Raw genomic sequence first — 24171 nt, forward strand, 5'->3', positions numbered from 1 at the left:
CACGAAGTATAATTGAAAGCTATATGAAAAGTTTTAGGAGTGATGATGTTGCTAGAAGATATATTGAAACAAGTACAAAATGGACAATTAACTATAGATGCAGCGAAGCAACAATTAAGTGCTTTCGAAGATTTAGGCTTTGCTAAAGTTGATCATGATCGCAAGAAGCGACAAGGATTTCCTGAAATCATTTATGGGGAAGGCAAAAGTTCAGAGCAGATTATTGCGATAGCTAATGCGATGCTACTTAGAAACGATCAAGTGCTTATTACACGCATTACAGCAGATAAGGCTAGTGAAGTGCAGCAATCGATTCCACAAATGGTCTATCATGCCGAGGCGCGTATTTTATACTGGGTGCAAGATTTTCTCAAAAAAGATCAATCAAAACAATATATTGCTATTGTTGCAGCAGGCACATCAGATATAGCTGTAGCTGAAGAAGCAGCTGTAACAGCTGAGGTGCTTGGATGCCCTGTACATCGTATATACGATGTAGGTGTCGCTGGCATTCACCGCTTATTATTCCATGCGGAAGAAATTCAAAATGCGGTAGCCTCAGTTGTCGTTGCTGGTATGGAAGGTGCTTTACCAAGTGTTGTTGGAGGATTAGTTTCTCATCCAGTGATAGCAGTACCAACAAGTGTTGGCTACGGTGCTAATTTCAATGGTCTATCAGCATTATTAACGATGTTAAATTCTTGCGCTTCCGGTATTAGCGTAGTAAATATAGATAACGGGTTTGGCGGAGGATATAATGCCGCGTTAATTCATAAACTCAGCGAGAGAGGTCAATATAATGAAAACACTTTATCTTGATTGTATAAATGGAATCAGTGGAGATATGTTTATCGGAGCATTAATTGATGCTGGCGCTGATGCAACAATAATGCAAGAAGAGCTGAAAAAGCTTAACATACATGATGAATACACATTATCATGGGTAAAAGTTATTAAAAATGGTATTTCAAGCACGAAATTTGATGTGCATTTGGTGAATGAGCATAGTCACGAGCATGATCACGATCATGGACATAGTCACAGTCATGAGCATACACATGATCACGACCATGGACATAGTCACAGTCACGAGCATACACATGATCACGATCATGGGCATAGTCACAGTGATGAGCATACACATGATCATGAACATGGACATAGTCACTCGCACGAGCATACACACGATCATGGACACAGTCACAGTGATGAGCATACAAGTCACACACACGATCATAGCCATAGCCATGGGCATGGGAACAGTCACACTCATGATCATTCTCATGACCATCGCTCATACAAAGATATTGTGAGTATGATCGAAAAGTCACAATTGTCTGAAGTTGTGAAAGATACTTCATTACGCTTGTTCCGAAAAATTGGAGAGGCGGAAGGGTTAATTCATGGACTTCCTCTAGTTAAGGTTCATTTTCATGAAGTAGGTGCTGTAGATTCGATCATTGATATCGTTGGAGCAGCAATTTTACTTGAACAACTTCAAATTGAAGTTATCAAATCATCATCAGTTCCAGTTGGCAATGGAAAGATTCATATCGATCATGGTATTTATCCTGTTCCCGCTCCCGCTACATTAGAGATTATGCGAGGCGTTCCAATTGAACAGTCAGATCTTCGCTCTGAATTAACTACTCCTACTGGTGCCGCTTTTGTTGCAGTACTTGTTAAAGAGTTTGGTAATCTACCGTCAATGAAAGTTCAAACAGTTGGTTATGGAGCGGGTACAAAAACCTTCCCTAAACACCCTAATGTACTTAGAGTCATAATTGGTGAGTAGTACACCATTGTCTTAATAGGAGGGAGTGAAACGGATGGAGAAAAATCATCCACCATCGCATGAGCATGTCGATGATCAAATGTATAAGTTAGAAGTTAACTTAGATGATATTCCAGGCGAATGGCTAGGTTATGTGATGGATTTACTTCTTAATAACGGAGCAAATGATGTATATTATACACCGATATTTATGAAGAAAAATAGGCCGGGGACATTATTACAACTACTTTGTTCTATTGATAAATTAGATGCTATGAAAGATATTTTGTTTCGTGAAACAACAACTCTAGGTATCAGATATTACCCTTTGACGGTACATCGCTTAGAGCGAGATTATGAACAAGTGGAAACTGAATGGGGCACGATCAACGTCAAGAAAGGATTCTATAATGGACAACTCGTTCAATGGGCTCCTGAATACGAAGATTGTAAAGCAATCGCGACATCTCATCAAATTCCACTTAAAGAAGTGTACGCTGCCGTTAGAAGACATGAAACTCGTTAAAGGGCGAAGGATTGAGCTTGATAGGCTGTCTGTATTAAATAATAGTATTGAAGTGAACCACCATTTCTAATTCAGCAAGCTGAGTTAGAAATGGTGGTTTTTAATACATATACCGATGCGTGAATATGGTGTTTATGTGAAGGCTCGTTATTCTTGAGATATTTTACATACTAATCTCTCTATTAATGAGATTTCTTCCAATAAAACTTGAGCTAGCTGGTGTTACGCCAAGTTCTCTTGCCCAAAGTGATAATTGTCCAATATGATGAACTTCATGAACTAATAAATGCTTGAATATTTCCTCTTTGCTATACGACTCATGCATCCAAGAAGGATATATCTTGTCCTCGACGTCTTCATACTTCCAATGATTTAAATACCCTTTTATCTCTTCTCTTAATTGACTAGATAAGATTGAAATGGATTGAAGATCGTTATATCTATCAAAATCTAGTGGTAAATCGGGTTTATTAAAAATAGCTCTAATCCAACTATATTCAACATCGATGATATGTAAGAATGTCTTTAGTATTGAGCCTATTCCTGCTTGACGATCTTTAACAAGCTCATCATTTGACACTACTTCAAAATTCTTGAGATACTCATCTCGAACTTCCCAGTTGTACAGGATAAGACTTATCATTATCTCATTCCTTTCAAAATTGTTTTTAATGCTCTTTCGAACTTCACCTAACGTAATGTTAACGAAGTGGTGTATACAATTTATGGATACGTTCATTGTCTACTGGAATATGTATAGACATGTCTAAGAAATAAAGTAATTGCCATTTCTGAGTGTTTTGTGCTTGTCGACTAGTAGGTGCATCCCAAGGTGGATATATACGGATCGCTCTTTTCCCACCAACTCCTTGATCGGATAAAATGTTCTTATCACGTAATACAGATGATGGAAACACAAATTGACCAAAGTTGTTGCCTTCACGAGCGCAAATGACATAATAATCAATGGCTTCAGAAATGTCATACGGCTGTATTATTCCATTCTCATCACGCTCCCATATCGTTACAAATTGACCGACCTTGGTAGGTGTAATCTTCGCGACACGAAACCTGATATTAAGTGAGTTAAGTTTAACGTGATAGGAGCCATATTCTGCATTGTGTAGTTCTGGTTGAAGTTGAGTACATTGTAATTTAGGTGTCACGTAAATACGTTCTATTGCTTCTATAAGATCACCATGCCATGGGGTAGAAGTCGTTAAGACATCATTCAAGTTGGTGTATGTCTTAGATATAGCTAAGTTATTTTCAGTCATTAGATGAGCTCCTCCAGATGTTCATATCAATTGTAAATCGTTCGTTTATTATTATACTCAACATTATAGAACGTAAGTTCGCTATTTTCAATGCTACATATTTTCAATCCTTACTAAGTGAATTGACAATCCCAGGCCAAATTCAGATGTTAGATAAGAAGGGATTGACAAAGAAACAGAGATGATATAATATTATCTTAAAGTTAAGACAATATTTCGCAAATGACTTAACAACGTAACAACTCATATCCAATGTGAATATATATTAAGCGTTAATAAGGGAAAAGAGTAGTCGTTAAAACTGTCTTATATCTTAAAATTAAGATACATGACAATAACTCATAACTATATCTCATTAATCGAGTACACTAAAATGGACTTACTGGAGGGATTCATAATGAATCAATTAAAAGGTATTCACCACGTAACAGCAATAACAAGTAGCGCAGAGAAAAACTATGAGTTTTTCACTAATGTATTAGGGATGAGACTTGTTAAGAAAACAGTTAACCAAGATGATATTCAAACTTACCATTTATTCTTCGCTGACGATAAAGGATCTGCCGGTACTGATATGACATTCTTTGATTTTCCAAACATTCAAAAGGGAGTTCACGGTAACAATGAAATATTCAAAACATCTTTCCGTGTCCCAACAGATGCAGCGATCGATTATTGGGTAAAACGTTTTAATCGGTTGAATGTGAAGCATACCGGAATTTCTGAACAATTTGGTAAAAAGACTTTATCATTTGTAGATTTTGATGATCAGCAGTATCAAATGATCTCAGACGAACATAATATTGGAGTTGAGTCTGGCACTCCTTGGATAAAGGGACCAATTCCATTAGAATTCGCAATCACCGGATTAGGACCGATCTTCGTGAGAATTAGTGATTTTGTTTATTTCAAACAAATGTTAGAAAAAGTAATGTTATTCGAGGAAATTGCTTCAGAAGGATCGAATCACTTATTTGAAGTAGGTGAGGGGGGTAACGGTGCTCAAGTTATTGTTGAGCATAACATAATGCTTCCACCATCTCGTCAAGGTTTTGGCACAGTACATCATGCTGCATTCCGTGTGGCGGATCGTGAGGTGCTTGATGAGTGGACAGAACGTTTTGCTGATTTCAATTTCCACACATCTGGATATGTTGATCGTCATTTCTTCGAATCATTGTACGTACGTGTAGCACCCCAAATCTTGTTCGAATTTGCTACAGATGGTCCGGGCTTTATGGGTGATGAGGAGTACGAGACAGTGGGAGAAAAGCTATCGTTACCACCATTCCTTGAAGGTAGACGTGAGCAAATTGAGAAGTTGGTTAGACCTATTAATACAGTCAGAAGCACGATTGAATTTACGAAAGAATATGAAGGCTAAGTAAGGAGTGGTCGCATGATCTCTATTCATCCACAACAACAAAGTGAGCGAGATAACTATAAATTGTTAGTTGGTACAATTATTCCAAGACCAGTTGCTTTTGTAACGACATTATCAGATCAAGGGATAATTAATGGCGCACCGTTCAGCTATTTCAATATCGTCTCATCTAATCCTCCAATGGTATCGTTATCGGTACAGCGTCCTGAAGGACGACTGAAAGATACAGCTCGGAACATATACGATTGCAAAGAGTTCGTCGTTCATATTGTTGATGAATACAATGTATCTTCGATTAATGAAACGGCAGCATCTTTACCTCCAGATGAGAGCGAATTAGAGCTTGCTGGATTATCACTTGTCACGAGCAGTGTAGTTAACGTACCTGGAATTAAGGAAGCAAAAGTTCGGATGGAGTGTAAACTTGTTCATGCGCTTCCATTAGGGGGAAATCAAGAAGGAATAGCCGGCTCTGATCTATTCATTGGCGAAGTGGTTATGTTCCATATCGAAGAATCAATCTATGAAGAAGGTCGAATAGATGCAAGTGAGTTAAAGGCGGTTAGTCGATTGGCAGGTAATAATTACGCTAAAATCGGTGAAACCTTCTCAATCGAAAGACCGAACTGATCTATTAATATAAAGACCCTTATGTTCAAGTAATATTGAATGCAACTAGCCTATTGTAAAAACAGATAAGAAGCTCTTGCTAATCGCAAGAGCTTCTTACTTTGTCAGTAGGATTACCTGGTCTTAAATATTGCATAAAAGTTTCAGCTGCTATAGATAACTTCGTATGTTCACGAACAGCAAAACCAATACTACGAGAAGGTAACGAACTATCTATCTTAAGTTCAAATAACGTTCCTCTTTGTAATTCATCTTGAACAAAAGATCGACTAATAAAGGCAGCTCCATAGCCTAATCTCGCAAATTCTGATAATAACTCAATACTACCTAATTCAATGTCAGGAGTTACAGATATCCCTTTAGCGGCAAACCACTGATCGATAAATATTCGAGTACTACTACCAGGAGATAATAGAATTAAAGGGATCTCAGCAAGCTCTTGGATCGTAATCAACCGAGTGGACCATTGTTGATAGGCTTTACCAACGACAAATATATCCTCAAGCTCCACTAGCGTTTGAATATTCAAGTCAGCATCTTCGATAGGCATATGTACGAGCGCAAAATCAATTTCACCTTCTTTTACTCGCTTCGTAATTTCGGGAGTTTTCCCTCGTGATAAACGGATTCTAATTGCAGGATGTTCACTGTGAAAAGTATTCAACTGTGGAAGGAGTAGATGCTTAATCAGGGAATCACTTGCACCTATTCGAATTTCACCTACATTAAGCTGCTTAAGATTTTGTAAATGCTTCTGCCCGGAATCAAGCATATCGAATGAATGCTCTACATATCTAAGCAAAGCTTGTCCCTCCTCGGTTAACTCTACACCTTTAGAAAGCCGATGAAACAATTGAACTTCTAACGATTCTTCCAGCTGCTTAATCGCATAGCTCACTGAAGGTTGGGTAATATGAAGTTTCTGGGCAGCTTTTGTCAGATTTTTATGCTGTGCTGTATACATAAATATTCGATACCACTCTAAATTAATCATTTGATATAGAACACCTCTATGGCAAATTAGTAAAATTTCAATTTCACTTATTGCAAGTATCTCATTATAATAAAGATATATCAACATTACAGTAGTTTGATCAAGAAGTTTTAGGAGGCAGATCATATTATGGCAGGTAATACTTTTGGAGAGAATTTTAGAATTACGACTTTTGGTGAATCACATGGTAAATCAGTAGGAGTAATAGTAGATGGCGTAACGCCAGGCGTAGAAATAGACGAAGCCTATATTCAAAAGCAAATGGATAGAAGAAAGCCGGGTCAATCTTCCGTAACAACTCCACGTAAAGAATATGATATTATTCAAATTCAATCAGGAGTTTTTGAAGGTAAAACAACAGGCGCGCCACTTGCAATTATGCTTCATAATCATGATATGAAATCAGAAGCATACAGCGAGATTCAACACTCATTCCGTCCAGGACATGCAGACTTTACATATTTGCAAAAGTACGGCATTCGCGATCATCGTGGAAGCGGGAGAGCGTCAGGCAGAGAAACAGCCGGTCGTGTAGCGGGTGGTGCAGTTGCTCGTAAACTACTTGAAAATCGTGGTGTACAAGTTGTAGCATTCACGAAGCAAATTGGCGATATTAAAGCAAACTCATTCAATGAAGAGTTTATCGAACAAAACCCAGTGCGTACTTCTGATCCTGAAGCGGCTCAGCAAATGATTAGTAAGATTGAGCATCTAGCTTCAATTGGAGATAGTTGTGGAGGTATCGTAGAATGTCGTATCCGCGGTGTAGACCCAGGACTTGGTGAACCTGCATTTGATAAATTAGATGCAGAACTTGCTAAAGCAATGCTTTCTATCGGCGCAGTTAAAGGCATAGAGTTTGGTGCAGGTTTTGCTGCTGCCAGCATGTTAGGTAGTGAGCATAATGATGCAATGAATAAAGATGGTTTCTTGTCTAACAATGCTGGTGGTATTGTCGGAGGAATCAGCACTGGTCAAGAAATAGTTTTCCGTATTAGTGTTAAGCCTACATCATCTATCTCTGTAGCACAACGTACGATGAATGAACGTGGTGAAGAGATCGAGATTAAAACTGAAGGTAGACATGATCCATGTATTTGTCCGAGAATCGTGCCTGTCGTTGAAGCAATGGCTTGTCTAGTAGTAGAAGATCTATACAAAAGACATGCAGCCGTTCGTTTCTAGCACATCGAAACAACTAAGTATAGAAGCTAAAGAAAATATCTGTTCGTCGAGTCATTGGCGAACAGTTTTTTTTGTATATAGCCATACTGACCCAAAACTATAGTGAACTGGGATTACTCGTATTGAAGGATGGTTGATAATATCACTAGCGCAAGAACTTGAAGATGGTCGTACGATTTTTGATATTAATCCTTCAGTTAATCAGATTTTGAAATTGATAAGCTGAACTTTGAAGTTCTGAAGAACAATCGTATCATCAAAAGACCAGCTGGGTCGAATGCTAATATTGTTGAACGTATAATAAGGTTTCCAATAAATAGGTCAAATGAATGGGAGAGTCACTTCTTGAAAAAGATTGATGTATGGCAGCAAGACTATATGCTAAAAAATATGATGCAATTCTGAAAATTCCTCATCAATATTCTATTGCCATATTAAGGTATTCAACGTTATAATTGTCTGAATATTCGGAAATGGGATTTGTTTCAAATTACTATTTAAATAATGATGAGGTGTTTAATGGACGTTCAAATAATTAATGAGGCAAGAAAATTATGTGAATCAATCATTATACAAGCCGGACACTTAGCAAAAAGTAAATTCGATAACTATAACAGTTTAGAAATGAAAGATGAGTTCGGAGATGTAATAACTGAGGTTGATCATTTGACTGAACAATTAATTGTCAATGCGATTCTAACCGCATTTCCAGACCATCAAATTCATAGTGAAGAAATTGGCGATCTAGGAGTACCAAGTGAATGGCTTTGGTTAATAGATCCACTAGACGGGACTAACAACTTTGTAATTGGTCTTCCGGTATTTTCTACGTCAATCACACTAATGTATCGATTTGAGCCCGTTCTTGGAGTTATCTATGAATCGATGACAGAACGATTATTTATTGCTGAGAAAGACAGTGGAGCAACATGCAATGGATTACCAATGATAGTTACAAATAACACTAAGTTGTTCAAAGGTAATATTGGCTGGATTCAAGGTCATAAAGTTCAAAATGAAGAGACTGCGGTTCGGTTGAGACATTATATAGATGTGAAATTCAAGCGAATGTTGAGACTTTGGGCTCCAACATTGCAATGGTGTATGTTAGCAAAGGGAGATCTTGATGGGATTGTTTTATATAATTCTGAGGGCGACGATCTATATTCTGGAATTTTAATGGTTAAGGAAGCTGGCGGAATCGTCATTGATTTTGAAGGTAATGACTTTATAGGTATGAACAATGAGCCTTATTTAATCGCATGTCATCCAGACCATAAAGATGACCTCCTAAGAGTAGTTAACGAAGGTTTACGCTAAATATTACATTTTATATTACTAAACTAGAATGAGGGATTCGATATGCAAACGACTTATACATTTGATGCATTTGAAGACAATTTAAAACACACTGAAATAGAAAGACTTACTAAAAATGTTGATATTCATTCGAAAACAATAACGGATATTTTCCTTAATCACGGGTTAATTCATTCGAATAAAGTACTTGATGTTGGTTGTGGAACTGGTGCGATGCTTAATTTATTTGCTGATATGTTACCACAGGTCGAATTTATAGGAATAGATAGTAGCAAAGATATTCTAACAAACTTAGAATGTAAGCAGCAAAATAACGTCACAGTATTACAAGCTGAAGCAACGGCATTACCATTTGAAGATAACACTTTTGATTTTGTTTATACACGCTTAGTTCTTATGCATAATCAACAACCCGAAAATATAATTCAAGAAATGAGACGAGTCTGTAAACCTAACGGAACCATAATATGTGTAGATGTTGATGATGAGACGATGATCTTCTATCCATTTGCCCATGAATTTTCGGAGTTAATTCGAGCTAATGTACAATACTCAAAAATGAACGGTACAGATCGATTAATTGGAAGAAAGTTATTTTCTCTATTCAAATCAGTTGGTATAGACGCAGTTAAAGTCATTACCGACACTAGTGATTTCACTGGGTTTTATGATGAAATTCCATTCCCGTTACGATTAGCAATGGGCAGAGAACAAGCAAGGCATCTCGTTCAAGAACAATTAATTACAGAAGCACAACGTATGGACCTCGTCCAGAAAGTCGAAACTTTCTGCCAAGATGCTAATAGATTTTATTCAGGTTCATTCTTTTATTGTATTGGTACCAAATAAATTACTCCTTAATGAAAGAGGCGCAAGTGATATGAAATTAATCATCATATTTGGACCACAGGCTGTTGGGAAAATGACCGTAGGACAAAGCCTTGCTGAGATTACTAATCTGAAGCTTTTCCATAATCATATGACGATAGATTTAGTGTCTAATTTCTTTGATTATGGAAGTTCATCAGGTAAACGGCTGGTTAATTTGTTTCGACAAGAAATATTTGAAGAAGTAGCAAAAAGCGATCTTGAAGGTCTAATCTTCACATTTGTATGGGGACTGGATCTTGAGGGAGATTGGGAATATGTTAGACAGATTAGCTCTTTATTTGAAAATGAAAATGGGATTGTATATATGGTGGAGCTTGAAGCAGATCTAGATACACGTTTGGAGAGAAACAAGAGTGAAAATAGACTACTACATAAACCTACTAAACGAGATATGGTAAGATCTGAGCATGATCTAATAAAAACTATGAAAAACCATAGATTAAATTCTCAACCAGATGAAATCCAATCAGATCATTATTTGAAGATTAACAACACGAACATATCTCCATCAGAAGTAGCGACTATGATCCGCGATACATTTAATCTGTAAAATGTGAAAGGCGGGAAACTATGAGTTGTCTTGGATGTCAATTAGCGAATGGTAAAATCCCTTCGCAAATCGTCTATGAAAATGAACTAGTTACTTGTATTCTAGATATAGCACCACTGAACGATGGTCATTCTCTTATTTTGCCTAAAAAGCACTATAGTGAACTTGATGAAATAGATGAACAAACTCTTCAAGCAATTATGGTAGCATCAGTTTATCTTTCCAAAGCAATAAAAAGCATTTACATGCCTAGTGGTGTATCGATTATGCAAAACGGTGGCTCATTTAATGATTTAGATCATTATCATATGCATATTTTCCCAAGATATATTGGAGATGGTTTTGGGTGGACAGAGCCGACCAATCTATCACTTAACAATTTAGAAACGGTTAAACAACTCATAATGGATCATATCAATCAAATAATCACCATTAATTAACATCATTAATTATCTTAAATAATTAACTATGCCTGAGGTGCGACTATGAATACTATAAATATTAAGCAACTTACGAAGAGAGAAGAAGCGGAATTGTTGGACTTACAATTCTCTGTACAATTTCCATGGTATAGTCGAAGTGATTATTACCATAACTGTCTGCTAGAAAATGAGAGTGGCAGAAGAGTAACGTTAATCGCTTACTTCAATGACCAACTTGCTGGTTGCTGCCATCTGCTTTATGAATCTAAGTATCCTTATTTCTTACAAAATAATATTCCAGAAATTAATGACCTGAGTGTTTTTCCAGAGTTTAGAAGAAACAAGATTGCAAGTACTCTATTGGATGAACTTGAGAGAATAGCGTCTCTTACTAGGATTAATGTTGGTTTGGGTGTAGGTTTGTATCGAGACTATGGTAACGCGCAGAGAATGTATGGTAAGCGTGGCTATATTATGGATGGCTATGGACTAACATATAACAACGAGTACATACCCCCAGGAAAGACTGTCCAAGTAGATGATGAACTACTAGTGTATATGGTAAAGTCATTGAACTTATACTACAAATAAACAATACAAGTGGTCCCAATCAATCAAGAATTTGGGAATTCCATTAATGGTATGGTTAATTTATTATGGGATAAATTGGGTAGTGGGTTGTTTGAAAGTCAATAGTGGAGGCGATTCCTAATGAGTATTATCATTGATTACTACAATAAGTTTGACGAGTGGGGTCGTCTTGATCGAGAACCATTGGAATTTATAATCAATATGCATCATATTCGAGCTAATTTACCTACAGCAGGTCGTATACTTGATAATGGTGCAGGACCTGGAAAGTACTCAATTGAACTAGCCAAACAAGGCTATCAAATAACGCTATCTGATCTAACACCGCGATTAGTGGAGGTTGCACAACAAAAGGCAACAGAGTTCAAGCTTATAGATCAATTTGAAGGATTTCACGTTATGGATGCTTGCGACTTAAGTTCATTTACAGATGAACAATTCGATGCCACAATTATGCTTGGTCCAATGTATCATTTGCAAAGTGAAAAAGCTAGAATCCAAGCTATTCAAGAATTACATCGAGTAACTAAGTCAGGTGGAGTTGTCTTTGTAGCATTTATGTCGAGAACAAAATTTCTACATACATCGTTGCATTATCCACTATTTTGGAAACCTAACCATACCTCGCAAGGGATAAGCACGTTTCTAGAAACGGGAGTATTCAATCATATTGATGAAGGTCGATTTACTGAAGCCTACTACTATCCCATTGAGGAAATAGCTACGTTTATGGAAGTTCAAGGTTTTCATACGGATAAACTAGTTGGCTCTAGTAGTGTAGCTACAAGCATGTCGAAGGAACAATGGGATTACTGGAAAGACAGAGGGGAAGATGAATTTAATACAATTATGAATATCATATTAGAGCAGTCTGACAATCCATACATTCTAGGAAGCTCTTCACACATAATGTACATTGGTAGAAAACAATAGATATTGAAGGTGAACCCGCTGAAAATACGTTCAGAAATAATACAATCCAACGTAAATATTCATTACTTAGATTCCAACGAAGATGCCGATCCTTCCTTAGTTCCACTACTAATATGTCCTGGGCTATCTGAGACTGCTGAAGAATATGAAGAGCTTCTTCATGAAATTTGGCCAAGACGAGGCATCGTATTGTCGTTCAGAGGTAGAGGACTCAGTTATTCTCCAGTTGTTGGTTATGATTTAGAGGATCATATCAAGGATATCGTCAACGTTGTGCAACACTCAGGATTAACTAACTTCCACATTTACGCATATTCAAGAGGTGTTTCCTATGCTCTAGGCTATATCGTACAACATCCCGATTATATTCATAAAGTGATACTACAAGATTATCCACCAGAACATAAAGAGATGGAAAATAACTGGGCTGATGATTATTACAATAACTATATTATTCCATTTAATAGGACGAGAAATATAACTCGGGAAGCAGTTAATGGAATTGGAACTGAATCTACAACGTTCAAATTTTCTGATTTTATTGAAAAGAATGCACTTATTGTTAGAGGTACCCAAGTAGGAACATTGATTAATCTATCTCATATGAAGCAATATGAAACATTATTCGCTCATATCGACGAAGTTCAATTTATGAAATCAGGACATGATATTCGAAATACAGAAAAACAAAAGTTGTATGAAACTATACTACGTTATTTGAATTGTTAACCAAGTATGACCATCCATGTAGTAAGGAATACAATGTTGTTACATTTACGACAGTCTCGATGGCGAGGAGCTCTCTCATGACGAACTAGCAATATCAATTTGAAAACGAGGAGGACTGAAAATTGGATGAAAGCTTATCCCAGTCTACCCGTGCACTGACTACGTTGACAGCGGCACAGGCGCTTGCACTTAATCATGTTAAATCGAACGCTGTGCTAATGCGATGTCGCGCGCGTGAGTCAGCGGAGAAAATTCTAATGCGTACTGGCGTGAACCCTTTGACTTTTGATGATCTCCTGTCGAGCATTGGTATGCACGCTCGTGTCACATTAAACTTCCATCCGGACCGAATTCTGCCTAGCGGTCTGACCGTTGTTGAGGGCCTACTGCGAGATGGAACCTACCATAGTCAATTTGTGACCAGTGTTTCCAATGGAAGTCGTACGGCGTTCTCAGGCGGTGATCGCGATCGCTGGGAGGAAAAGCTTTTCGGTGGAGTTTACCAGTCGGGCGGCGTACGAGACTACGAGCGGCCGAAATACGGTGCTCTCAACCTAATGAATTATGTGGATGGTGCATCCCCACGATTTGGCTCATGCTACTTTCGACTGCGCCCTCATATATTGAGCCGTTGCACATTTACATTCGGTGATAGTCATACCGATTCGGAGCATATAGGGACGATAGATACGCTCGATACGGTGTTAGCAGAGCTGCTAGGAAACACCTACATCACCGGCGAAGCGCTTGGCTCTTTAAATATTGATGTACCTACGCTTGTAAAAAGTCTTCTCAAGCTACACGAAGTTACACCCGCCGATGCTTGTGCTGTTCTTGGACGATCACTAGATGACTACATTGAGACTCAAGTCCATGGAGACATCAAAATGTCCAGGGATGTCGAGGCTCTAGTCGCGGACTCGTCGTTTAAAGAGACGCAGATTGGTGATCAACTTGAAAACTTGTGTTCTAAATATAATGTAAACCTAGCTTGGTATCCTGGTTTTAGGATTTCAGTGCAGGCTGTGCCGGACGATTTTCGGGGCCTTGCGATGCCTCCTTTTGCAAAACGTGTGAATCGGGGATTCGCTACAAGACCTGGTGAGATAGACGCAGCCACGTTGGGCAGAGCAGCAGCAACACTCCACTATAATCCTGAAAGTTGGCAAGACTGGGGCACTCCTAACGAGACATCCCAGCACTTCAAACAGCTGTGGCACATCCTTGTGAGATACGGATGACCTGTATATTAAAGAAATCATATTTCCGACATAATTGGTAGCTGTCGAAATGGATGCTGTAATAAACTAGCACATTATCAAACCATTATTATACATTTATGATATAATTTTTATATGTTGTTCTAATCAATGAAACGTATATATTCGGAAAAGTTAATGGTGTTAATCATTATATTATAGCGAAGGATGATGACAAATTGATTAAGGGAATACATCATGTTCAAATTACAATTCCAAAAGATACGGAACAAGAAGCTAGACTTTTTTATTGTGAAGTATTGAACTTACCAGAAATAGAAAAGCCCGCTTCCTTGCAAGGTAGAGGTGGATTTTGGATTCAGGTTGGTGACCGTGAGGTGCATATTGGTTCAGAAGATGGGGTTGAACGAAACCTTACCAAAGCACATATCGGCTATGAAGTTATTGACTTATCTGTTATTAAAAATATTCTCATTGAACATGGCATCACCATTATTGAGTGTGTTCCTATTCCTGGATATGAACGATTTGAGTTTAGAGATCCATTTGATAATCGGGTTGAATGTATTCAACGTGTCGTTCAAAGCACAGATTAATAGATTCACAAAAGATATTGTTGCATCGATAGGTTTTCTAATTGTCATCATGATAATTTCACAATAATTCAGACTTAACTAACTATTAGTTACTATTTGGAGGATTGATCATGAAAAATTTTGCAATACGATTAATACCCGCTACAGTACATTGCATCCTTACTTTATTATGCTTAAGTTTACTATTGAAAGCAGATCATTCTAATGTCAATTCTGAAGTTACTACAGCTTTTATTGTACTTATATTGACTTCTGCGGTTAGTACTTCACTTATTTGTAAAGGAACTTGGAAGGTAATGCGCACATCAGTTACAACCTATACTTTGTTTGCTCTAATATTTGGTGCTGCTACGATTACAAAACTAGAAATTGCGCTTGAAACGTTGTTTCTTCCTAGCTTTGTATTCTGTCTTCTTGTGTTATCCTATTCCTTACTCACTATCGTAATCGGAACAATAATTGGAATAATTGCTTATCGTATGACGACTAGAATTATACATAATAGAAACCAAACAAAACCAATCGTTCAAGTAAATGAGGGAATGTAATGACTAACTTAATAGATGAAAGATTAATGGTATTAAATATCGAATTACCTAAAGCAAGTAACCCTGCTGGGAAATATACAAATTTCGTCATTGTTAATGGATTAATGTTTGTCTCTGGGAAAGGACCTAGTGGTAATCCCAAAGGGAAGTTAGGCAGTACATTTACAACAGAAGAAGGATATCAATTTGCTCGCAATACGGGTATAGAGTTATTAGCGGTATTGAAAGACGCATTGGGTAGTTTGGACAAAGTGAAAAGAGTTGTTAAGCTTCAAGGTTTCGTTAATGCAGAGCCCCACTTTGAAGAGCATCACAAAGTATTGAATGGTATTTCCGACTTAATGTATGATGTTTTCGGCGAGAAGGGTGTACACGCAAGATCAGTATTTGGCGCTGTGAGCGTCAGAGAAAACTTGCCAATCATTGTAGATTCTATCTTTGAAGTGGAGAAGTAAGCTTAGCAATAGAGAAATACATATGAAGCAAACTCGTATAAGACATTACTTAGTACTGCTTCTAATCGTTGTCATGGTGTAAATTTCAATTACAATCTCTACAGTACCTCTCATTCTTTCTATGATGAGTTAGAATCTAATTTGGTAGGACGTTAATAATGAAAGCTAAATATTCTTTAATACTTTTAATTCTATACACGTTGTTGCTTGTCTATTGGATGCTCTTCGGTTTTGGGAGGAGTCAGCAAATACACTATCAATACAATTTAATACCTTTATCTACAATCATTGAAATGTTTCAACTTTATCCATTGTTGAGTAAGCCACTATTGATCAATATTATAGGAAACATTATTGTATTTGTTCCGGTGGGCATATTACTACCAACACTAATTAATAAGAAACTAATTGTTCTTATTTTCGTATTTCTTATTGGAATAACGATAATGGAACTATCTCAATTATTATTGCGGAGAGGTAGTTTAGATGTTGATGATTATCTTTTGAATAGTATAGGTTTCATGTTAGGATATATCTTTGTAATCTCTAACCGTAAAAGGAAAATAAACATTAATAATCAAAGGTAGGGATAATGATGAATAGAATTAATCTTATTACACTTGGTGTACGTAACTTGAATGAATCTCTAAAGTTTTATCGTGATGGCTTAGGCTTCGAGACGACAGTAAGTGAAGAAAATCCTGGTATTGTATTCTTCAACAATGGTGGTACTAAACTATCATTGTACGCAATAGATGAGTTAGCTAAAGATATTAATGAAGAGCAGCCTCCGACAGTAACTGGTTTCTCAGGACTTACGTTAGCTTACAATGCTAAGAGTCAAGCAGAAGTAGATGACATTATGAAGAAGGCAGAAGCAGCGGGTGGGACGATCGTTAAAACTCCTCGACTTGTTTTTTGGGGTGGCTATAGTGGATATTTTGCTGATCCTAATGGTTTTTACTGGGAAGTTGCTTACTCTGAACATTGGAAGTTCGATGAACATGACATGCTAATTATTGAATAATTATTGTTAGCGTTCAATATTCTTAGAGAGACGCTAACTACATACAACTTATAACAAACACACCTAGCTAATCATGCATACTTAGCTAGGTGTGTTTGTTATTTTGAAACATATTTTCCAAAATTACGTCTATGTTTATGATTCCATATATTAGCGATAAGAATGGAGAGGTGTATCTAGATGCAATTTATAATTATTTTACTACTATTAATAATCATTATATTGTTGCTTGATATAAGCAGCAGAATCCCAAGGAGAGATTATGTGAAAGAGGCTATGCAACGAGATAAAGATCTTCGTGATCAATTTCACGACCAATGAGGAGTCGCAACTATGACAGCTTCTAGTGTAACTAGATCATTAGTGATGATATTACTAGTGCCAATACTCTTTATCATTATTAATGAGCTATTGTTCTACTTTGTATATCGTGATAGCCTTCCTTTTAATTACATGCTCCTTCTATTTTTGATTACTACTGGCCTTTTAACCTATATAACGTATATAAGTTATGCAAAACGTTACCTAGGGCTTGCGTTCATTAATATTATTAGTAGTCCAATTCTATATTTCTTCTTTCTCTTAGCTTTTGGAGGTTCAACGGAAGTTCAGGGAGACGATTATCTTGTTGGATTTAATCTTATAACTCAATTAGCTTTCACAATATTTTCGTTAATTAGTGGAACGATTTTAGGGGTGCTTATTAAGCTCATTACATCTACAAGAACGATAGAAGTGGAAGATAGGTGATTGTTATTATAACCATCATTGAAGAAATACTAATTGCAGCTCCAGTTGAAGTATGTTTTGATGCGAGCCGAGACATACAATTACATACGAAAACAGTTTGGCCACTTACCAGAGAAATCATTGTCTCTGATAGAAAAACTGGATTGTTGGAGCATAACGAATTGATAACATTCGAAGCTCGTCATCTCGGTATAAGGCAGCAGTTAACCTCTAAAGTTGCTGAGTATATGTATCCTAATTACTTCGTAGATGTTATGCAGAAAGGTGCATTCAAGCAACTATCACATCAGCATGAGTTCGAACAACACTCTAATGGCACATTGGTTCGAGATATCCTGCAGTTTCAATCACCTTATGGCTGGATTGGGTCATTCATTGATGCAATAGTTCTCAAACATTATATGCGTTCATTTCTGCGCTACAGACAGAGATCTCTAAAGGAATATATTGAAAACTCGATGTAAGAGTTAGTATAAAAGGGTTAAGTGTTAACATCATTGTATAGTACTTTATTATCTTTCATTTGATTGTATATTATTGTAAACTTACATAATGTGTGTAATTTCCACGTGCAATGATGATACAACTAAAATGTAATAATAGTAGAGATGCATAGTCTAGTTAATTAGATGTCTTTACTTATAACTTTTACTAGAAGGAGAATACAACAGCTTTAATAGAGACGAGGTGAAACATTGTCAACTTATAAGTATATATTTCGAAAAATAGTTACTGCACTTATTTGCTCACCGCTACTCTCACTGTGGATTGCATGGCTTAATGGACCGACTGAGAATGCTTCACAAATATCTATGATGTTATCGTTACTGTACATCGTAGTTCCGGTATATATAACCATTGGCATAGGTAGCTCTATTCTTATTGATAAATTATCTAATAGGATGAGCATGCGCTTTAAAGTTTTAAGAGCGTTAGTAAAGATATTATTGTATAGTATTGCCGCTGCTATTACGTATCTAGTGTTTCTAATATATTTCAGTCCATCATTGGACCTGAGTTTAATTATTAGTCATTCTATTTTCTTTCGAATGTGCTTAGTTGGTGCAATATTTTATTCATTAGTTGATGCAATACTTACTATTTTAACCGATAAGAAAAAAACAGTACCAACTTACATCGATATATAGAAAATTCAATTAGTTGAAGTATAGACAATTCAATTATCTGTTTCAGTGAATGAAGTAATAGTTTATTAGACTATGTATGTAGTTATTGTATTCACCTAAGAATAGGAGTGTTTTTATGAAAGTACTGATAGCACTGATGTATGTAATATGTTTTGGGTTAGGTTCATCTTTATTTCTTAATACATTATGGATTAGAATTGGCCTAATATGTGTTGCCCTAATGATTGACCTTATTCTATCTGAGAAACTCAACAAGAAATTTGGACTTGGAATGGCATTATTTTTCATAGGTGGCATACTCGGTTATACCATTAAACTATTTATCCTATAGTAGTAACATTAGAATAATAATATTAATGAATAGGAGGAACTATCGTGAGTTCACAACTTTCAGAACATCAACTACCTAAAGGGTTGTCGCAGCCTGCAATAAGAGCACTACTCAGTGCTAATATTCGAACAGTTGAAGATGTTAGTAAGTATAGTACTAATGAACTACTGAAATTACATGGGTTTGGTCCTAAAGCAATACGTATCCTTCAACAATCACTTGATGCAGAAGGATTGCATTTTGTCTCATCAAACATTTTTGAGGAGAAAGATTGTTAACAATTAATACTCTTTATATTAAGATGTAGGAATGAGTTCTTAAACTGAATGTGTGAACTAAACGTTTGGAGGAAGTACATATGAAATATTCTAAATATCTTATCATGATCGTGATCATAGGTGTAGCCATGCAATTGCCCACACATTTAGAGTTAACTATCGGTGAGCAATTATTTCTGTGGCTGAACATTCCTATTAATTCTAATGGTGAAACAGGTTTTCATTATCCAGTTATAGGATTTTTCGCAGTCTTGGTTAGTCTAATCGTACTTCGAAGGATACATATAACAAAATATCCAAAGTTATTTTTCCACTCGATATTATGCATTGTGATTGTAATGGTCATTTTTCCTTCTGTCACGAAGGGAGTGAGTTATGCTGTCTTCTATTATTCCTCTTCTACTGCTGCGATTGATGTGACAAAAGAGAGATGCGATTTAACAATAAACGACTCTCTCGTTGAGGGATCATGTAGTATGACTGTATTCAATTATGGGAATGTAAATCAAATTGAAGTCGTACCTATTTTATCAATTGATAATGATCATTCAAAGAAAATTGATTTTGATCCGAATACTGTCCAACTAATTCCCCATACAACAAGAAACCTCACATTTAAAGTTACCGGTATAGCTACTGAAATAACTTCAGCGGATTTACATTCACCCGTTGATGTTCGCATCATTAATTAAGTTAATTAGAAAATACCTAGATGACATTGGAATAGGAGACGTACATAATGTGGGAAATAGCGATTAGCTTATTAACTTGGTTAGTTGGATTATGCTTAGTCATCATGTTAGTGTACTGGATTGTATCCAGTGCTATTGACTCTTCAAAATTAACTACTGAAGTAAATGAATTAAAACAGCTCGTCCAGCAGTTAATTAATGATAGAGAAAATCCAGCCAATACTACCAGACAAGGACAGATCGAAATATTTACAGATCAATGTCCAGCTTGTGGTGCGTCTATATCAGAAGAAACTACGTCTTGTCCAGAATGCGATCTAGTATTTCTCAGTAAAGCGGATTCGTAGTACTGTGGAGAAAACACTAGTTAAAGCTGGTATTTATGCTATTCTTGTTAATTTTCTAGTTGCTCTCTTAGATTGAGTCGAATATAATGAGTCAGTAATGATTACCTCTTATACATAATTAATTGCTTTCAAAGGAGAGTAGACGTGAACCGATTAAGCTCATTTCGATTTCTTACATATGCCTCGATTGTAGTAACGATTATATGTTTCATCTATTCCATCATTACATATCATGATAATAAAAATACTATAGCTGTAGGTTTTTTAATTCTTGCAATTATACTAACCTTTCTAAGCATACTATTGTTACTTGATCTATATAGTACAACTAGAAATACTGTTAATGCTGAAGTTATCTCCATATATGGGAGAGATATGAGAATAAGATTGAGTAATAGTAAAGAAATGACTATTCGTATAGCAAAGCGAGAGTATAAGTTATACAAAGTAGAAGATCTTCTTACAGTAGATCTCACTACTCGGACGAGACAAATCATTTCTTTACATAAAATTTAACCTAGAAGCAATAAGGTCCGCTTAGGATCTTATTGCTTCTTTCATTCGTAATATACAAATACAGTAAGATTTAGATTACATAGAATTGAGAGTGTGATAATAATGAACTATATATTTGATCTCGATGGAACGATCTGCTTTAAGGGCAAACCTTTAACACAGCATATGGTGCGGGCACTACAGCAACTTGAATACATTGGACATGCTATAATATTTGCTTCTGCTAGACCAATACGTGATTTACTACCGATCCTCCCAGAATCTATGCATCATTTTCCGATGATTGGAGGGAATGGAGCATTTGTCGTTCCTGGTGAGTTAAAGATTTCTACTACTTTTTTTGATCCAGCTATAACGGAAGCACTTTTACAACTCATCAGGAAGTACAACGCAGATTATCTTATCGATAGTAGTTGGGACTATGCCTATTACGCTAGGAAAGAGTACGCGATCCGTGGAAATTTAGATCCTCAGCAAAGAGCTGTAAATAAATCATTAGACAGCTTAGAAGGCTTAGTTAAAGTAGTCATCTTACATAGTGAAGACAATGAAGAGATGTTGAAAGAACTTACGAAGTTACCCGTAGTGATTTCGAAACATGGCAATGAGGATATTATCGATATAAGCCCACAAGGAATTGATAAATGGGCTGGAATTCAAGCATTAGGTATAGCCCCATATGACTATATCGCGTTTGGTAACGATGCGAATGATCTTTCGATGTTCACTTTTGCGAAGTACTCGGTTTGTGTAGGCAATCATCCTCAATTAGGAGAACTAGCGAACGAAGTTATCGTATCCGATGAGGAACAGGTAATAAGCAAAATTGTAAATATATCAAATAACGAAGTTCTCAATGCAAATGAATGAATATTATAGGTACATAACATGATTTGCTATATAACTAGATGACGCTAGTAAATCCAGTGAATAGTGTAATTACGAATAAATAGTTATCATTATTGATCTTTATATACAATTTAGTTATACTATTGAAAATAAAATATGAACAAAGCATTGATCAAGGCTCAGTAATTTCATTCGATGACCAGAGAGAAACTCACTAGCTGAAAGAGTTTTCATCCGATACAATCATGTCCTACCTTGAGAGCTATAATGGAGAGTAATACAACCATTATCGGAGTAATCCGTTATAAGATGAAGGATCATGATTGAATTCATGATCAAATTAGGGTGGTACCACGACGCATTCGTCCCTAGCGAATGCGTCTTTTTGTGTTTTATTATGAAAATATTGGAGCGTGTACGGCTATGAAACAAAGTAAACTTTTACTATCCACGTTACGAGAGTCACCTTCAGATGCAGAAGTGATAAGTCACCAACTTATGTTGCGTGCAGGTTACATTCGGCAGCTCGCTGCTGGAGTGTATGCGTACTTACCACTTGGAATTAAAGTATTACAACGAATCCAAAACATCATCCGAGAAGAGATGGATCAATCAGATGCGCAAGAATTATTAATGCCAGCTATACAGCCTATTGAATTATGGAAGGAATCCGGTCGGAATGAGGTGTACGGACCAGAGTTAATGAGAATCTCCGACCGCCATAATCGAGAATTCGCACTCGGACCTACGCATGAAGAAGTTATTACTTCACTAGTACGTAATGAGATTAACTCTTATCGTAGATTACCTGTGACATTATATCAGATTCAAACGAAATTCCGTGACGAACGTAGACCTCGCTTTGGACTACTACGAAGCAGAGAATTTCTTATGAAGGACGCCTACTCATTTGATACGGATTGGGAAGGATTAGATCATTCCTATAGAATTATGTATGATGCGTATCATCGTATTTTCACTAGAGTAGGACTTAATTATCGAGCAGTCGAAGCAGACGCAGGGGCAATAGGTGGAGAAGGAGGTACTCATGAATTTATGGCTTTAGCTGATATTGGAGAGGACACGATAGCAGCCTGCCGCTGTTGCGAATATGCAGCTAACCTAGAGAAAGCTGAGGCTAATCAACAGGTGCCAACATCAACCGATTATAATCCGCAAGTACTAGCAGATTTAGAGCAGATTCATACTCCACATACACGCACAATTGAAGAACTCGTACAATTTTTACTAGTAGACTCAAGGCAAATATTGAAGACGTTATTATATATCGCGGATAATGCACCAATTGCAGTCGTTGTACGCGGTGACCATGATGTCAATGAGATTAAAGTAAAACAGTACATGAATGCCGAAACAATCATGCTAGCTGAATTGGAGCAAGTCGAGCAGAGCATTAAATCAGAAGTTGGATACATCGGACCAATTGGATTAATGATTCCAATTCTTGTAGATGCTAGTGTACTTACAATTACGGATGGAATTGCAGGAGCAAATGTAGCAAACTATCATTATCGTCATGTCAATGTAGCTCGAGATCTTAATCTGACACATATGGGTGATTTCCGTAATGTTGTAGAAGGTGATCCTTGTCCACGTTGTGAGCAAGGAACACTACAACTACATCGAGGTATAGAAATCGGTCATGTCTTCAAATTAGGAACAAAATATAGCGAAAAATTGTCTGCAACGTTTCTAGATCAATCTGGTAGGGAGCAAGCAATGATTATGGGATGTTATGGCATCGGAGTTTCTCGTATTTTATCAGCGGTCGTGGAACAGCATCATGATGATCAAGGAATTATTTGGCCGATGGCATTAACACCATATCACGTTCATATTATAGTTATTTCTATTAAAGACGATGTTCAAATGGAGTTAGCCAAGCATATGACCGCACAGTTAGAGAAAAATGGGGTAGAAGTGCTTATCGATGAACGCGACGAGAGACCAGGGGTTAAATTCAAAGATTCTGATCTCCTTGGTATTCCTTATCGAATGGTAATTGGCAAAGATGCAATCAATAGAAATGTCGAGTGGGTAGAGCGTATTCATAATTCGAAAGAACTTATTACAGCTGATGCTGCAATTCAGCGTGTTAGGGAAAACATCATGCAACAATAACTCATCCAGCGCATATCCTCATAACAATGGATCGAAATGTTTAATATACCATAACAGGCACAAAGC

General features: G+C 36.7%; 31 protein-coding genes and 1 other annotated feature. Of the genes, 28 read left to right on the forward strand and 3 right to left on the reverse strand.

What is annotated here, in order from left to right:
* Window positions 1-48 precede the first annotated feature (48 nt).
* Genes larB through larC2 form a run of 3 tightly spaced genes read left to right on the forward strand, consistent with a single transcriptional unit; the run spans window position 49 to window position 2300 of the window.
* A complete protein-coding gene (gene larB, locus NV377_RS03685) occupies window positions 49-819 on the forward strand; it encodes a nickel pincer cofactor biosynthesis protein LarB (protein WP_258200356.1) in 771 nt (256 codons plus the stop codon).
* Window positions 800-1795, forward strand: a complete 996-nt coding sequence (gene larC, locus NV377_RS03690; RefSeq protein WP_258199810.1) for a nickel pincer cofactor biosynthesis protein LarC — start codon at window positions 800-802, stop codon at window positions 1793-1795. The genes larB and larC overlap by 20 nt, the downstream gene beginning before the upstream one ends.
* 34 nt (window positions 1796-1829) lie before the next feature.
* Window positions 1830-2300, forward strand: coding sequence for a nickel pincer cofactor biosynthesis protein LarC2 (gene larC2, locus NV377_RS03695; RefSeq protein WP_258199811.1), 471 nt, complete (start codon window positions 1830-1832; stop codon window positions 2298-2300).
* 163 nt (window positions 2301-2463) lie between these two features.
* Here larC2 and NV377_RS03700 read toward each other — a convergent pair whose 3' ends face one another.
* Entirely contained in the window at window positions 2464-2943 is a 480-nt protein-coding gene (locus NV377_RS03700; RefSeq protein WP_258199812.1) for a DinB family protein, read from the reverse strand.
* A gap of 58 nt (window positions 2944-3001) precedes the next feature.
* The gene (locus tag NV377_RS03705) at window positions 3002-3577 is read right to left on the reverse strand and encodes a MepB family protein (RefSeq protein ID WP_258199813.1); all 576 of its coding nucleotides are present in this window, start codon (window positions 3575-3577) and stop codon (window positions 3002-3004) included.
* A 397-nt stretch (window positions 3578-3974) separates the two neighbouring features.
* Between NV377_RS03705 and NV377_RS03710 the strand changes: the two genes are divergently transcribed.
* Together NV377_RS03710 and NV377_RS03715 are read left to right on the forward strand one after the other, a co-directional pair.
* Window positions 3975-4961 carry a ring-cleaving dioxygenase gene (locus NV377_RS03710; protein WP_258199814.1) on the forward strand — a complete coding sequence of 329 codons (987 nt, stop codon included), beginning with the start codon at window positions 3975-3977 and terminating at the stop codon, window positions 4959-4961.
* Between the two features lie 15 nt (window positions 4962-4976).
* Window positions 4977-5591 carry a flavin reductase family protein gene (locus NV377_RS03715; protein ID WP_258199815.1) on the forward strand — a complete coding sequence of 205 codons (615 nt, stop codon included), beginning with the start codon at window positions 4977-4979 and terminating at the stop codon, window positions 5589-5591.
* Between the two features lie 79 nt (window positions 5592-5670).
* Here the strand turns inward: NV377_RS03715 and NV377_RS03720 are convergent, their stop codons facing one another.
* Entirely contained in the window at window positions 5671-6585 is a 915-nt protein-coding gene (locus NV377_RS03720) for a LysR family transcriptional regulator (protein WP_258199816.1), read from the reverse strand.
* 129 nt (window positions 6586-6714) lie between these two features.
* Here NV377_RS03720 and aroC point away from each other — a divergent pair, with 129 nt between their 5' ends.
* The 23 genes from aroC (at window position 6715) to NV377_RS03835 (ending at window position 24105) form a co-directional block, all read left to right on the forward strand.
* Entirely contained in the window at window positions 6715-7770 is a 1056-nt protein-coding gene (gene aroC, locus NV377_RS03725; protein WP_258199817.1) for a chorismate synthase, read from the forward strand.
* Window positions 7771-8289: 519 nt separating this feature from the next.
* The gene (locus NV377_RS03730; RefSeq protein ID WP_258199818.1) at window positions 8290-9090 is read left to right on the forward strand and encodes an inositol monophosphatase family protein; all 801 of its coding nucleotides are present in this window, start codon (window positions 8290-8292) and stop codon (window positions 9088-9090) included.
* A 42-nt stretch (window positions 9091-9132) separates the two neighbouring features.
* Entirely contained in the window at window positions 9133-9939 is an 807-nt protein-coding gene (locus tag NV377_RS03735; protein ID WP_258199819.1) for a class I SAM-dependent methyltransferase, read from the forward strand.
* 31 nt (window positions 9940-9970) lie between these two features.
* Entirely contained in the window at window positions 9971-10531 is a 561-nt protein-coding gene (locus tag NV377_RS03740; protein WP_258199820.1) for an ATP-binding protein, read from the forward strand.
* Between the two features lie 20 nt (window positions 10532-10551).
* Entirely contained in the window at window positions 10552-10971 is a 420-nt protein-coding gene (locus NV377_RS03745; RefSeq protein WP_258199821.1) for an HIT family protein, read from the forward strand.
* A gap of 45 nt (window positions 10972-11016) precedes the next feature.
* Window positions 11017-11544: a GNAT family N-acetyltransferase gene (locus NV377_RS03750; protein ID WP_258199822.1), complete on the forward strand. Its 528-nt coding sequence runs from the start codon at window positions 11017-11019 to the stop codon at window positions 11542-11544.
* Between the two features lie 120 nt (window positions 11545-11664).
* The gene (locus NV377_RS03755) at window positions 11665-12477 is read left to right on the forward strand and encodes a class I SAM-dependent methyltransferase (protein ID WP_258199823.1); all 813 of its coding nucleotides are present in this window, start codon (window positions 11665-11667) and stop codon (window positions 12475-12477) included.
* A 9-nt stretch (window positions 12478-12486) separates the two neighbouring features.
* On the forward strand, window positions 12487-13206 hold the full coding sequence (locus NV377_RS03760) for an alpha/beta fold hydrolase (protein ID WP_258199824.1): 720 nt from the start codon (window positions 12487-12489) through the stop codon (window positions 13204-13206).
* Window positions 13207-13463: 257 nt separating this feature from the next.
* The gene (locus NV377_RS03765; RefSeq protein WP_258199825.1) at window positions 13464-14447 is read left to right on the forward strand and encodes a DUF3626 domain-containing protein; all 984 of its coding nucleotides are present in this window, start codon (window positions 13464-13466) and stop codon (window positions 14445-14447) included.
* A 197-nt stretch (window positions 14448-14644) separates the two neighbouring features.
* Entirely contained in the window at window positions 14645-15022 is a 378-nt protein-coding gene (locus tag NV377_RS03770) for a VOC family protein (protein ID WP_258199826.1), read from the forward strand.
* Window positions 15023-15132: 110 nt separating this feature from the next.
* Entirely contained in the window at window positions 15133-15570 is a 438-nt protein-coding gene (locus NV377_RS03775; RefSeq protein ID WP_258199827.1) for a hypothetical protein, read from the forward strand.
* On the forward strand, window positions 15570-16025 hold the full coding sequence (locus tag NV377_RS03780; protein WP_258199828.1) for a RidA family protein: 456 nt from the start codon (window positions 15570-15572) through the stop codon (window positions 16023-16025). The genes NV377_RS03775 and NV377_RS03780 overlap by 1 nt, the downstream gene beginning before the upstream one ends.
* Before the next feature lie 158 nt (window positions 16026-16183).
* Window positions 16184-16612, forward strand: coding sequence for a VanZ family protein (locus NV377_RS03785; protein WP_258199829.1), 429 nt, complete (start codon window positions 16184-16186; stop codon window positions 16610-16612).
* 8 nt (window positions 16613-16620) lie between these two features.
* Entirely contained in the window at window positions 16621-17052 is a 432-nt protein-coding gene (locus NV377_RS03790) for a VOC family protein (RefSeq protein WP_258200357.1), read from the forward strand.
* Window positions 17053-17385: 333 nt separating this feature from the next.
* Window positions 17386-17802 carry a hypothetical protein gene (locus NV377_RS03795; protein WP_258199830.1) on the forward strand — a complete coding sequence of 139 codons (417 nt, stop codon included), beginning with the start codon at window positions 17386-17388 and terminating at the stop codon, window positions 17800-17802.
* Window positions 17799-18266 carry an SRPBCC family protein gene (locus tag NV377_RS03800; protein WP_258199831.1) on the forward strand — a complete coding sequence of 156 codons (468 nt, stop codon included), beginning with the start codon at window positions 17799-17801 and terminating at the stop codon, window positions 18264-18266. Before NV377_RS03795 ends, NV377_RS03800 begins: the two co-directional genes overlap by 4 nt.
* A gap of 231 nt (window positions 18267-18497) precedes the next feature.
* Window positions 18498-18950 carry a hypothetical protein gene (locus tag NV377_RS03805; protein WP_258199832.1) on the forward strand — a complete coding sequence of 151 codons (453 nt, stop codon included), beginning with the start codon at window positions 18498-18500 and terminating at the stop codon, window positions 18948-18950.
* Between the two features lie 375 nt (window positions 18951-19325).
* Window positions 19326-19559 carry a DNA-directed RNA polymerase subunit alpha C-terminal domain-containing protein gene (locus NV377_RS03810; RefSeq protein ID WP_258199833.1) on the forward strand — a complete coding sequence of 78 codons (234 nt, stop codon included), beginning with the start codon at window positions 19326-19328 and terminating at the stop codon, window positions 19557-19559.
* An 80-nt stretch (window positions 19560-19639) separates the two neighbouring features.
* Complete coding sequence (locus tag NV377_RS03815; protein WP_258199834.1) at window positions 19640-20251, forward strand: hypothetical protein; 612 nt, start codon at window positions 19640-19642, stop codon at window positions 20249-20251.
* Window positions 20252-20298: 47 nt separating this feature from the next.
* On the forward strand, window positions 20299-20598 hold the full coding sequence (locus NV377_RS03820) for a hypothetical protein (protein WP_258199835.1): 300 nt from the start codon (window positions 20299-20301) through the stop codon (window positions 20596-20598).
* Window positions 20599-20742: 144 nt separating this feature from the next.
* Window positions 20743-21114, forward strand: a complete 372-nt coding sequence (locus NV377_RS03825; RefSeq protein WP_258199836.1) for a hypothetical protein — start codon at window positions 20743-20745, stop codon at window positions 21112-21114.
* A 102-nt stretch (window positions 21115-21216) separates the two neighbouring features.
* On the forward strand, window positions 21217-21984 hold the full coding sequence (locus tag NV377_RS03830) for an HAD-IIB family hydrolase (RefSeq protein WP_258199837.1): 768 nt from the start codon (window positions 21217-21219) through the stop codon (window positions 21982-21984).
* A gap of 138 nt (window positions 21985-22122) precedes the next feature.
* Window positions 22123-22336: a binding site (T-box leader), on the forward strand.
* Window positions 22337-22386: 50 nt separating this feature from the next.
* Entirely contained in the window at window positions 22387-24105 is a 1719-nt protein-coding gene (locus NV377_RS03835) for a proline--tRNA ligase (protein WP_258199838.1), read from the forward strand.
* The last annotated feature ends 66 nt before the right edge of the window (window positions 24106-24171 follow it).

This window comes from Paenibacillus endoradicis (assembly GCF_024721975.1).